This window comes from Rivularia sp. UHCC 0363 (assembly GCF_034931125.1).
Taxonomy (GTDB): domain Bacteria; phylum Cyanobacteriota; class Cyanobacteriia; order Cyanobacteriales; family Nostocaceae; genus Rivularia.
Map to the genome: position 1 here is coordinate 1 of NZ_JAYGHM010000015.1, position 13,253 is coordinate 13,253.

Genomic DNA, 13,253 nt, shown 5'->3' on the forward strand with positions numbered 1-13,253 from the left:
ATCTCCCCATCTCCCCGTCCCCCCATCCCCCCCTCTCCCCATCCCCCCATCTCCCCATCCCCCCCATCTCCCCCCCTTCAATAAGGTGGACAAACACGCTCCAACGAGTACGGAAGTTGCTGACAGGCTTTATTAAATGATTTGGGTTGAATCAGCCACCATGCGAGCAATCCCAATGCTGTACCCCCAACTACGAGCAGCAATAATCCTGCTAATAATAATATTGGATTACGTTGGGATTTCTTCTTTACTGTTGCAGTGGTATTTGGAACGGGTTCTTCGTCATCAAGTTGCAAGTCTAGTAATGCTTGAGAACTTGCTGCTAATTCTGGTTCTGGTTGTGCGCTTTGTTCTGGTTGTAAAACTTCGATATCGGATGCTTTGGGACTTACTACAGCTAAGTAATCTGGTATGACGCGACAATGAGTGATAACTACTGAAATGTTATCGTGTCCGTTTTTCTGATTGGCTAACTTAATCCAAGAATCCGCAGCTTCTTGAGTCGTTACTTCCCCGGTCAATACTGGTAAGGCATAATCGCGCCAATAATGTTCTACTAAATTATTGTCGCTCAAACCGTCGGAGCATAACAGCAATATTCCATCTTCTTCTAAAATAAACCGTCGGACTTGAGGATGAAGATATTCTCCTTCTTTAGTACCCAAAGCTTGAGTAAGTGCTGTACCATCGGGACGCTGCAATGCTTGACGATACAAACTACGACCGTGACATACTTCCCGCGTTGCTACATCGTCATCAACTGTAAGTAATTGACAATAATCGCGAGTAATCCAGTAAGCACGACTGTCTCCAACGCTTGCTAGATAAAGTTCGCAGGCATTTTCCGATCGCCAATTACCAGTAGTTTGTACGCTCTGCGGTATCTGCACTGACATTACCAGCGTTGTTGCCATCCGTTCTCTTTTTTGGCGTTTTTGCTGGTCGTTCGCATTACAAATTAAGTTATTTACAACTCGCAAACTCGCTTCAATTTGCTGTTTTAACAATTCTGGAGACACAATTTCCGTTTGCTGAGCAACTTCCGCAAGTAAAGCGCGAATTTGCAACGTTACCGACTGTACCGCTAAATTGGAAGCAACTTCACCACCTTCATGTCCGCCGATTCCATCGCAAACAATAGATACTTTAGATAATACTTCTTGAGAATTCTTATTATTAGGAAAACAATTGTCTTCGTTTCTCAGTAATTGCTGCCCTTTATCTGTAGTTCCAGATACTTTCAAAGTCAAAGGTAATTCCGCTGCTGCTGATAGTAATAACTGATTGAGTTGAGCAGCAATACTTTCAAAATCAACTACACCGCTACACATCTGCTGAACAATTTTTTTCAACGAATTATTAATTTTTGTGTTGGAAATCGCTACAATTGGTTGCCAAGATTCTCCTAATTGCTGCAAAGTTGGTGTATCTGTACTTTCGATCAGTTCCAGCAAGCGGACGCACCAACCTTGTACCCGCAGGTTTTCTGGAACCAGCAAACTACCCGCAACCCCCAATTCAGATAAAGGCTGCCATAATTCGAGGATTTGCCACAACCAGTAAACTTGTCTAACTGCCGTTGTATCCCACACATCGGCAATTGCCGGATAAAGACTGCCTTTATCGTTGATGGGCGCATTTTCTAGCAACAAGATATTATCTTCACCTGGTTGAGACCGCGCAAATCCGTAGACATGAGGTACGTGCGATCGCAAGGTATGCAGTCGCAAATAGGGAATTACTTTGTTTGGTAAATTTTCTGATATATCTGGTATTAATATTGGCTGAGTATCTAACCAAATTTGAGGTGAAATAACTTCGTAGCGAGCAGCGATTTTGTCTCCTGGCTGCCAATTGTGATTTTTCGTTCCTACCGCCCAAACATATCGGTAAACAAGAGGTGTCAAGCAATTAGCGCAAAGACGATTACCTACAGTATTAATGGGGTCGGTACAGTGGGGATTCGTGCAATAAACTATCCTTTGAGTAGAAATCATCAGGTATAAATTCCATCGATTAGTATCAACACGTAAATTTCAGTTACATTTAGCAGTCAAAGAATTTAGCCTATTGTTAGACTGAATGAGTATGCTGTCAACCAAAGTCTGTTATAAGAAGTAATCAAAATTTACCGCAAAAATAACAATTTTGACTTTCTGAAAATTGTCAGTATGCAGGTGTATTTAAATTTAGTACGGATAGGCGTTAAATATATTTTCTTTTTTGGACTAACAAACAAACTGGCTATCAGTATAAAATGTTGCTTTCATCCTTTATACTTGAGCCTTCCACGTACTGCTGACTACAAATTTATCTATCCTAAACTTAGATTTTAGGATGGCGTTATGTCTACAACTTTAATATGGCTGATAGCTGGAGCCTGTTTGTGTTTGTCGGAATTATTTATACCCACTGCTTTTGTCGCTTTTATGATGGGCATCAGCGCCTTTATAGTAGCGTTATTGTCTTTAGTATTGGGTAACTTATGGCTGCAAGTATTGTCTTGGTTGCTGCTTTCCACATCATTAATAGTGCTTACCCGTAAATATATTTCACCACGACGACGTAGATCGAGAATTCGGGATGCAGTTTCAGCGGAAACTATTACAGAAATAGCCGCTGGGAAAACAGGACGAGTTTTGTATGAAGGCAATTCTTGGCAAGCCCGATGTGACGATCACGAAGCTTTTATTGCCGCTTATCAAAGAGTTTACGTTGTGAGGCGCGAAGGTACAACCTTGATTGTCATGCCCGAAAATATTTTGCATTCTTGATTGTTTTTGGGTTTGGTGTTTAATTTTCATGCTTGAAAAATAATATTAGGAGAAAAACAATGGAACAACTATTTTTACTGATATCCTTAGCTTTGGGTGGTTCTGCCTTAGCTGGTAGCGTCAAAATTATCAATCAAGGAAACGAAGCCTTAGTAGAAAGATTGGGAAGCTACAACGCAAAGTTAGAACCCGGACTTAACTTTATGATTCCTTTCTTTGATCGCGTAGTTTATCGCGAAACTATTCGAGAGAAAGTAATTGACATTCCTCCCCAAAAGTGCATCACTCGCGACAACGTAGCCATTGAAGTTGATGCTGTAGTTTACTGGCGGATTGTTGACATGGAAAAAGCTTACTATAAAGTAGAAGATTTAAGAGCAGCAATGGTGAATTTGGTATTAACTCAAATTCGCTCGGAAATGGGACAGTTAGAACTCGACCAAACTTTTACCGCTCGTACCGAAGTTAATGAAATTTTATTGCGCGAACTAGATATTGCCACAGACCCTTGGGGTGTAAAAGTAACACGGGTTGAATTACGCGATATTGTTCCTTCCAAAGCAGTACAAGACTCAATGGAATTGCAGATGACCGCAGAAAGACGCAAGCGGGCAGCAATTTTGACATCAGAAGGCGAACGAGAAGCAGCGGTTAATAGTTCCAGAGGTCGAGCCGAAGCCCAAGTTTTAGAAGCAGAAGCCGATCAAAAAGCCGTAATTTTACAGGCAGAAGCACAGCAAAAAGCTACCATTCTTAAAGCAGAAGCCGACCGTCAGCAGCAAGTACTCAAAGCCCATGCAGTTGCTCAAGCATCAGAAATTCTCGCTCAAAAAATGAAAGACAATCCCAAAGCCCAGCAAGCATTAGAAGTGTTATTAGCCTTGGGTTATTTGGACATGGGAGCAGCCATCGGACAAAGCGGAAGCGCCAAAGTCATGTTTATGGACCCACGCACAATTCCCGGTACCCTAGAAGGTATACGTTCCATCGTTTCCGACGCGCAGGTTGATGTGATGGGGTGACAAGAGGACAAGGGGATGGGGAGATGGGGAGATGGGGGGAAAGATAATGAGTCGCACCCTTACGTGTAAACGTAGTTATTAACTCCTCACTCCTAACTCCTAACTATTCCCAATGCCCCATGCCCCATGCCCAATTCTCAATTAACAAGCTTGCTCAGCGTGACATTTTTCGCATAAGCCGAAGAATTCTAATGTGTGATAAAAGATTTTGAAATTTTGGTTGGTTTCCAATTCGGTTTCTAGTTGATGCACCGGACACTGATCGATCGCAATTGAGTTACCGCATTGCAAGCAGGTTAAATGATGTTTGTCTTGCTGTACTAAGCTGTAGAGTGCTTCACCGTTAGCTAAGGTTCTTACTTGTACTAAACCTTCAAGTTTGAGAGCTTCCAAAGAACGATAAACTGTCGCTAAACCCATGCTTTGATTGCTATGACGCAAATCCACATATATATTTTGGGCGGAAATGCTTTGTTTACTGGATTTGAGCAGGTTTAGAATCCGCTCTTGGCTGCGGGTACGTATGGGTTTCATAAAAGATAACTATTTAAATAACAGTAAGAAATAATTTCTATGGCGATGCCTAGCTTTAATTTACTTTAATCATTTGAGAATATCATTTCCCTTGAGTGACCACAGAAAGATATAGTATACTCAGAGCCGCATTGGGTAAGATTAAGTGTCAATTAAATATCAAGTCAAAATTTTTGTAACTCTTCGTCCTTCAGTTTTAGACCCAGCAGGTGTAGCAGTACAGTCCGGACTAAAACAGATGGAATACAACAACGTTGAACAAGTGCGAATTGGGAAATATATAGAATTAACTATTACTTCAGAAGACGAAGATTCAGCCCGTCAAGATCTAAATAAAATATGCGACCAAATGCTCGCTAATCCCACCATTGAAAATTACCGCTTCGATTTAACTGAGGTGGAATCGGTTACTGGAGCAATTTAGGAATTTTGGATTTCTACCTCTGACCTTTGACCTTTGACCTTTCTTTGACCTTATGAAATTTGGTGTTGTTGTTTTCCCTGGTTCTAATTGCGATCGCGATGTTGCTTATGTGACGCGAGATATTTTGTCTCAACCAACTCGTATGGTTTGGCATCAAGATACTGATATTTCCGATATTGATGTAATAATTCTACCTGGTGGTTTTAGCTATGGGGATTATCTCCGTTGCGGTGCGATCGCTCGGTTTTCTCCGGTGATGTCTTCTGTTATCACACACGCACAAAAGGGTAAGTTTGTCTTGGGTATCTGCAATGGTTTTCAGGTATTAACTGAGTCGGGGCTGCTACCGGGTGCGTTAATTAAAAATCAAGATTTACATTTTATCTGCGACAGAGTACCGCTTGTGGTTGAGCGCAACGATCTACCTTGGACGCAAGGTTATCAAAATGGCGAACAGATAATTTTACCCGTGGCTCATGGGGAAGGGCGATTTTATGCTGATGATAAAACTTTGGCGAAATTGGAAGATAATAACCAAGTTGTATTTCGCTACGGTGAAAATCTCAATGGTTCATTAAGAGATATTGCAGGTATTTGCAATCGTGAAGGTAATGTGTTGGGTATGATGCCGCATCCTGAGAGGGCTTCCGATGCGATGTTGGGTAATACTGATGGGTTGAAGTTGTTTCAGGGATTGTTGGAGGTTTTGGTGGGGGTTTAGGTTTGGGAGGCGTTGCAGCGCAACGTCTTCTGTAAAAAAATCACTTTTTCAAACAAATATTAAAACATACATAAATATACTTATGCTAAATTTGACTAAGGTATACATTGATGTTTGACTAAGGTAATATTTAATTAAATTATATTAGCTGAATCATCAAAGCTTACTTTGTCAAGTCTTTCAAAAGAGGGTGTAGATGAATAAAGCAATAGATCCAAAACTTCTGCAAAAGATAACACAATGGAAAAAGGATCTTGCTGAACTTGGAAAGCTTAATCGGCTATTGTATTTTCAAAAGGATAAGAAATCTACTACAGAAATTCCAATACCAGCAGCTGAGATATTTGAGACATTAGTAATTCACGAACAATCAATTTCTCTAAATAATTTAGCAACTGATGAGACAGATAATCTAATAATAAACAAAAATTTAACAGCCCTCTATAAGGATGCTAGAGACATCTTTGAACAAAAGGGTGTAAACGTTCTATTTATTGCACTTGGCACTCTCAAATGGAATTCTAAGGAGAAACCACGAGAGGAAATAATATCTCCTATTATACTTATACCAGTTGAATTAGATAAGCCTCCAAGGAAAAAAGAATATAGCCTTTTATCTACAGATGAATCTATTTTCATAAACCCTGCTTTGGCATTGAAGTTAAAAAATGACTATGGAATTATATTGAATGAAGAAATTAATACAGATAATGATTTAGATTATCAAAAGCTTTTAGATAAAGTTCGTGAAGATAAAGATATTAGTAAACGCATAAATAATAACAATTGGAAAATTGAAGATACTACATATCTTGGCTTATTCGAGAGAAAAAAAGTTTCAATTATAAAAGACTTAGAATATCTTCAACAAGAAGCAGTTACTAAGATAAATAATCCCATTTTATTAGGATTAGCAAATAATAGAAAACTATATGAATCAAGCACTCCTGAGATAATTCCAGCAGAAAATTTAGATGAGTGTATACTTCCTAGCTCAGTATTACAAGTTCTTGAAGCTGATTCCAGTCAACAACAAGTTATTGAAGCTGCAATATCAGGAATGAGCTTTATAGTACAAGGTCCTCCAGGTACAGGTAAAAGTCAGACTATAGTCAATTTAATTGCAGAATTAATTGGTCAAAACAAGAAAGTTCTTGTTGTTGCAGAAAAACCAGTCGCGTTACAAGTCGTTTTTGATAGGCTGAATAAATCTGGTTTAGAAGAAGCTATTATCAATTTTTCTAATCAAGATATAGGTAAAAAGAAAAATTTCGCAAAATATCTGAAAAATTATAGAAAAGATTACGAACAGATTTATGAAGAATTGGACTTAAATTATATATTTTATGAATTAACTAGTAGCAGGCAAATATTAAATCGGCATTCTAAAATGCTACATCAAAAATGGCAGCCAATAGAAAAATCGATGTTTGAGCTTTACGGTGAGCTTCTAAAACTTCAAAGGGAATGTAGTTATGAAATTAGATTTACTTTTCGTAATATCAATGAATGGTCTTATATTCAGTTAGCCCGAGCTAAAAATTTAATAGATAAGCTTATTCAATTTTATCCTTTTATAAAATGTCAGCAAAAGACTGTATGGCAACAAAGTAATCTAACAACTCTCAACTCTCAAAAACGTGAAGAAATATATGAAGGTATTGATAAATTATCTCAACATATTAAATTAGTTAAAGAAATTGGTGATGAATTAGCTATATTAATGGATCAAAGAAAGCCTCAAACATTAGAAGAATTGGAATTTATTGTTAAGGCTGGGCATCACATAGCTAATTTTCCTTTAGGAAAACGTCGTCATCAAAAACAAGGTGAGTTTGAAAATGTTTTTGTGCAAATAACTGGATTTATCGATATTCCTAAAGTACCAAAGTTTTGGATATCAAACACTAATATAAAACTTTTATGGGAGTTATTATCTGAATTAGAAAATGACTACAATTTGGAGCAAGAATATTCTAATAATTTAGCGAGTAAATATAGAAGTTCCTTTTTTAGTCAAAATTTACGGACAGTACTATCAATATGCAGAGGATGGGGTCTTTTTCGTTGGTTTAATCCTAAATACTGGGAGGATAAACGTAAAATATTAAATTATCGAAAGTCAAAAAGATATTGTTCTGATAAAAACCTCATAAATGATTTAGAAAAAGCTGTAAAAATTCATAAGATTAAGAGTAAGTTAATAGATGATAACTACCGACCTCGGCTAGCTTTTGAAAATTTCTTTATAAGAGATAAACCAGACTTTTTTAGTATAAAATTAGCCCTTGTATGGTTCGATGAATTACTAAAATATAAGCTAAGCAAAAAAAGTATATCGGAATTAATTTATTCAGAAAATAGTAGACGGGAGTTGATCAATGCTTTAGACAAACTAAATTGGCAAAAAAACTTAAAAGAGATTAATAATGAATTTGAGATATTACGGGATTATTTTGATTATCCAGAAAAGATGATTAATGGCTCTAATAGCTACTTTAATAATATTCCTATTAATGAAATAGAACACTTTCTCGAAAAAGCTGCCAACGAGTTAGATTTATTTAGAGAATGGTTAGATTATCAGGAAAATATTAAGCAACTTAAGGGTATGGGATTAGAATCTTTCTTAGATAAAATTAAGGAAGGTGACGCTTCTCCTAATGTTTGGTCTACTATTTTTGAAAAAAGTTTTTATTATTACTGGTTACAATATATTTACGATAACAGTGCTGAATTAAGATGTTTTAACTTTAAAATTCATGAAGATACTATCAGAAAATTTTCTCATAAAGATGAGAAGCGATATGAATTTGCAAAAGTAAGACTGCAAAAATTGTATGCAGAACAGCGTGACAATTGGTTTCAAACAAAAGATGCAAAACCAACAATTTCATACTTTGAGCAAGAAACTCAAAAACAGAGAAAGCAAGATGAAATAAGACAGTTTATTCAAAAAGCTTGTGATTTGGTTTTAGCGCTCAAACCATGCTGGTTGATGAGTCCTTTAATGGTAAGCGAGTATATTCCTCCAGAGTTAGTTCCTTTTGATGTTGTGATATTTGACGAAGCATCTCAAATTCGTACAGAAGATGCTGTTTCATCTATCATGCGGGCAAAACAAGTAATAGTTGTTGGTGATACGCAACAGATGCCTCCATCTTCATTTTTTTCTGGTATTGGTTCTGATGATGATGATGATGAAAACCAAGATGAAGCACCTTATGAGAGTTTTTTAGCTGAGTGCGGAAAATTTATGAAGGAATTTACTTTGAAATGGCACTATCGTAGCCAAGATGAAAGTTTAATAGATTTTTCTAATAAGAAGTTTTACGAATCAAAGCTTGTTACTTTTCCAAGTCCAGTAAAAGATAAAAATCGAGGAGTTTTCTTTCATCATGTTCCGGATGGGGTATACGAGCGTGGTGGAAAGGGTCATAATATACGGGAAACTGAGGAAGTAGTACAACTTGCTTTATGCCATGTTCAGCAGAATATGAATCTTAGTCTTGGTATTATTGCATTTAGCAAAAAACAAGCAAATGCTATCCAGAAAAAAATTGAAGAACTAGGTCAAAATAACGATGAACTAGCAGAGTTTTGTCAGGATGACTCAGAGAAATTTTTTGTCAAAAACTTAGAAAACGTACAAGGTGATGAAGCAGACGTAATTATTCTTAGCTTTGGATACGGAAGAGATCAAGAAGGGAAATTTGAAAGAAAATTTGGTCCTATTAATTACCCAGGAGGAGAAAGACGATTAAATGTAGCAATAACTCGTGCAAAGCACAAACTTATATTAGTGGCATCAATAACTCCAGATATGCTGTCTGGAGTTTACAGTGAGGGTGTAATTTGTTTTAAAGAGTATTTCGAGTATATTCAGCAGGTTGAAAGAGAAAGAACTCAAGAAACAAATTCTATAATTTCTAATCCTAATTCACTTTTAATAGAAGATATTTCATACGCTCTTCAAAAAGAAGGATACGAAGTCGAAACATCTTTAGGTGCTTCCAGTTATCCTATTGATTTAGCTGTCAAAAACAAACAGCAAAGCAACGAGTTTTTATTAGGCATTGAGTGTGATGGATTGACTTATAATAAATATCCAACAGCACGCGATCGCGACCGCTTGAGAAGAATGGTTCTAGAGAAAATGAATTGGCAGATTCATCGAATTTGGTCAAAGGAGTGGTATCACAATCGAGATGCACAAATAAAGTTGCTTATCGAACGGCTAAAACAGTTAGAAGTTCAGCAAGAAATATAGTTCTCTATTTAGTTATCCACAATATTGTTAGCAATAGATTTTAAGACAGTTCATGAAACCTGAAAAAATAGAAGAACTTCTGGTCAAGATTGAAAAAATACAATCAATTATGATTGATGTTGCCACTTGTCAGTCAAATATTCGGGATGAAGAAGAATCCTATCAGGAACATTATCAAGATATTGATATAACGATTGAGTTTTTGAATGAAGAAAATTTAGATATTATACATATCAATGAATTTGACAATCTTAGGAAGTGGTATAATTTTTACTCTGATAATGACCTAAATACACAAGCACGTAAAAAACACGTTTATGAACTTTATCCTGATATAATTAATCAACTAGAAAATTACTTATATAATAATTTTGATAAATCCAAGGAAAAAAATGATTTAGATGATTTTGATATTTCTCAAATTGAAAAATTTTTGAAAAACCTTGAGGGTATCAAAAGCATTATGACTGATGTTGCCACTAAAAAATCTAAACTTGAAGATTATGAAGAAATTTATATAAAAATTTGGCAAGATATCGCATTTCAAATAAGACAGCTAGGAATAATTGGTGTACCTATTACGAATCCAAACAAATTTAGGACATTATCGCATTGGAAAGCTTATTATTCATGTGAGCTTGAAAAATACCAATATAGACGAGATTATGTTAGTAATCTGTACTCAAATATTATTACTCCAATTAATAAAGCCACAACAAGATATCATTCGATAGGTTCTTCAGTTGAAGATTTTGTAGAGTATCTCAAGCGTTATCTAACCGAGGCACAATCTATTCCTTCTATATCTAATCTTAGAGAGGAAACTGACCAACTGGTTTCGACTAAAAATATTAACGCTAGTTCACCTCAACGCAAAATTAAAGAATTAGGAATAGATTCTAATTCTGATTTAACAGAATTAAGAGTTATCTCTCCGGTGATTTCAACAGGTTATTCTTCACAAAATGAATTTAATAATAATCAAACTGATGTTGTTATTCTCACCGCTTTGCCAAAGGAGCGAGATGCTATTCTAAAGTATCTCGAATCATCTCAAATAGTAGAATATTCTGGTCGAACTTTTCATAAAGCTTCTATTAAAACAAATAAATCAGAAACTGTTTATCAAGCTGTTATTTTGTGTTTACCTTCAATGGGTAATAACCAAGCTGCGATCGCAGTTCAAAAAGCAATAACCGAACTTAATCCATCTCATGTTATTTTGGCTGGAATTGCAGGAGGAGTTCCCAAAGAGGATAGTAGATATTTAGGTGATGTTATAGTAGGCGAACAGATTGTTGATTGTCAATTGAAGAAGCAAGTTCAAGTAGAACAAGGTAATTCACAAAATCAACCAAGATATCAGGTATATCGTCCTGCAAGAGTTTTGCTAGAAGCAGCAAAGAACTTACCTTTTCAAAACTGGGCTTTGTGCATAAAAGCTCAACGACCTGATGGTACAACACAAAGAGTTAATCCTGCCGTACATTTTGGTGTTATTGCATCTGGTAACACCGTTATTGCTGACCAAAATTTAAGAGATGAGTTACAAAGTGATTGGTCACAACTGATTGGTGTTGAAATGGAAGGAGCAGGGGCTGCACTTGCTGCTTATGAAAGTGATTTTATGCCTGGAATTTTTCTTGTCAAAGGAATGTGTGACTGGGCTGATGGTTCCAAAAATGATGATTGGCAAGAATACGCAGCCGAAACAGCAGCATCGTTTGTGATAGAGCTATTGAAATCAGCGCCTTTTGAAAGTAGGTTAGAATTACATCCTCAGAGTAATCATGTTAGTAATCAAGAAGCATTACCTCAAAGCAATTTAAAACCGCAGAATTTAGTAAATGAAAATCCTATTAAAACAACTAGTACAGTCACAACAAATTATTCAGGAAAAATAAAAATAACTATTTGCAACAGGCTTATTCGAGACTGGGAAAATTTGGCAGACTACTTTGATATTAAATTACACGAGCGTGAAACTTTTGATAAAGGGAAGGAAGCACGACGTGTATGGGAATGGTTAGAACAAAGAACTAAGCTTCACGAATTAGAAGATGCATTAACTGCAATAGGACGTGAAGATTTAGTAGAAGAACTAAATAAATCTATATAGCAACTGTCCAAAGTCGTGTAGGGGAGCATCATGACTGAAAAACAAAATCGAATCCTTGATATTTATCTCCTTGAATACGAGAAGTTAAAGGAAGAGCAAGCACAGCGAATTGGTTTTCGCGACAACATGATTTATGTGACGTTAGGAGTTTTTGGTGGTGTTATCTCTTTCGCTCTTTCTAACAAAATTAATTACTATGCTCTCTTAGTAATACCTTTTGTTTGTCTTATCCTTGGTTGGACGTATCTTGTTAATGACGAGAAAATTTCGGCTATTGGTAGATATATTCGTTTAACATTAGTAGAAAAAATTAAGCAAGAAACTAGCTATAATGAAATTGAATCAATTTTTGGCTGGGAAATTGTACACAGAAGTGACAAACGTCGAAGAAGACGTAAGATAGAGCAATTGATTATTGATGAGATAACTTTTGTATTTTCAGGAATATTTGGTTTAGTTGCTTTCTGGGTTTTAGTGCAACAACATCACTGGGCTATTATTTTCCTGTGTATTGTAGAAATGCTGCTTCTGATAATTTTAGGAATAGAAATTTTTATATATGCCGATTTGGCAAAAGGTAAATAAGCAAATCTTTAGATGGCGATCGCCAATTTTGGCTTTAACACCCCAACCGCTACACTAAAACTAAACATCTCCTTCCTTCTCCCATGCTTTCCACCGCTCCCGAATACCAAATCACCTGGGAAAAACTCCCCGAAGACTTTGTTTTAGACAACGAACTTTTAAACGATATAAATCAACCTTTACTCGCTGCTGCATTAACCGAAAGTTTAGAAATTGCCGGAAAATTACCAGATAATTCTCTAACTACCACTAATTACGGTATCTGCGCTACTGTAAATCAAAAGATGGTAGTAAAAGCCCCAGATTGGGCTTATGTAACTAATATTACGGTGTCGCGACAGGAAGTCAAACGCAGTTACACTCCGCAACTTCATGGTGATATTCCAGTTATTGTCATGGAATTTCTTTCCGATACTGAAGGTAGCGAGTATTCGATTAAACCTACTTATCCCCCTGGAAAATGGTTCTTTTACGAGCAAATTTTAGAAGTTCCCAACTATATTATTTTTGAACCAGATAGCGGTGAAATCGAAGTTTATCAATTGGATGATTCAAAGCGGTATCATCTGCAAAAACCCGATGCTAATAACCGTTTTTGGATTGCTCAAATGGAGCTATTTTTAGGAGTGTGGGAAGGAAACAGAGAAAACCGCACGGGTTATTGGTTGCGGTGGTGGGATGAAAATGACAGTCTTTTATTATGGGGTTCGGAAAAAGCAGAACGTTTAGCAGCACAACTCAGAGCAGCAGGAATTGAGCCGGAAGTTTAACTAGTTCCCAGTCTCCGGCTGGGAACTCCTGTGC

The 13,253-nt window shown here is 36.5% G+C and carries 10 protein-coding genes; 8 read left to right on the plus strand and 2 right to left on the minus strand.

From position 1 onward, the window contains the following. Nucleotides 1-77: 77 nt before the first annotated feature. Nucleotides 78-1,997, minus strand: a complete 1,920-nt coding sequence (locus VB797_RS10645; protein ID WP_323237646.1) for a protein phosphatase 2C domain-containing protein — start codon at nucleotides 1,995-1,997, stop codon at nucleotides 78-80. Between the two features lie 348 nt (nucleotides 1,998-2,345). Between VB797_RS10645 and VB797_RS10650 the strand changes: the two genes are divergently transcribed. Next, nucleotides 2,346-2,774 carry an NfeD family protein gene (locus tag VB797_RS10650; protein ID WP_323237647.1) on the plus strand — a complete coding sequence of 143 codons (429 nt, stop codon included), beginning with the start codon at nucleotides 2,346-2,348 and terminating at the stop codon, nucleotides 2,772-2,774. Between the two features lie 59 nt (nucleotides 2,775-2,833). After that, the gene (locus VB797_RS10655) at nucleotides 2,834-3,796 is read left to right on the plus strand and encodes an SPFH domain-containing protein (protein ID WP_323237648.1); all 963 of its coding nucleotides are present in this window, start codon (nucleotides 2,834-2,836) and stop codon (nucleotides 3,794-3,796) included. 141 nt (nucleotides 3,797-3,937) lie between these two features. Here VB797_RS10655 and VB797_RS10660 read toward each other — a convergent pair whose 3' ends face one another. Further along, nucleotides 3,938-4,330, minus strand: a complete 393-nt coding sequence (locus tag VB797_RS10660; protein ID WP_323237649.1) for a Fur family transcriptional regulator — start codon at nucleotides 4,328-4,330, stop codon at nucleotides 3,938-3,940. Nucleotides 4,331-4,475: 145 nt separating this feature from the next. Between VB797_RS10660 and purS the strand changes: the two genes are divergently transcribed. The 6 genes from purS to VB797_RS10690 all read left to right on the plus strand — a co-directional run bounded on the left by purS (nucleotide 4,476) and on the right by VB797_RS10690 (nucleotide 13,219). Next, nucleotides 4,476-4,754: a phosphoribosylformylglycinamidine synthase subunit PurS gene (purS, locus tag VB797_RS10665; protein ID WP_323237651.1), complete on the plus strand. Its 279-nt coding sequence runs from the start codon at nucleotides 4,476-4,478 to the stop codon at nucleotides 4,752-4,754. A 52-nt stretch (nucleotides 4,755-4,806) separates the two neighbouring features. After that, nucleotides 4,807-5,475 carry a phosphoribosylformylglycinamidine synthase subunit PurQ gene (purQ, locus tag VB797_RS10670; RefSeq protein ID WP_323237653.1) on the plus strand — a complete coding sequence of 223 codons (669 nt, stop codon included), beginning with the start codon at nucleotides 4,807-4,809 and terminating at the stop codon, nucleotides 5,473-5,475. 196 nt (nucleotides 5,476-5,671) lie between these two features. After that, nucleotides 5,672-9,745, plus strand: a complete 4,074-nt coding sequence (locus VB797_RS10675) for a DUF4011 domain-containing protein (protein WP_323237654.1) — start codon at nucleotides 5,672-5,674, stop codon at nucleotides 9,743-9,745. Nucleotides 9,746-9,797: 52 nt separating this feature from the next. After that, a complete protein-coding gene (locus VB797_RS10680; protein ID WP_323237655.1) occupies nucleotides 9,798-11,864 on the plus strand; it encodes a hypothetical protein in 2,067 nt (688 codons plus the stop codon). Nucleotides 11,865-11,894: 30 nt separating this feature from the next. Beyond that, nucleotides 11,895-12,449: a hypothetical protein gene (locus VB797_RS10685; protein ID WP_323237656.1), complete on the plus strand. Its 555-nt coding sequence runs from the start codon at nucleotides 11,895-11,897 to the stop codon at nucleotides 12,447-12,449. An 83-nt stretch (nucleotides 12,450-12,532) separates the two neighbouring features. Beyond that, nucleotides 12,533-13,219 (plus strand): Uma2 family endonuclease, encoded by a 687-nt coding sequence (locus VB797_RS10690; RefSeq protein WP_323237657.1) that lies wholly within the window; start codon nucleotides 12,533-12,535, stop codon nucleotides 13,217-13,219. The last annotated feature ends 34 nt before the right edge of the window (nucleotides 13,220-13,253 follow it).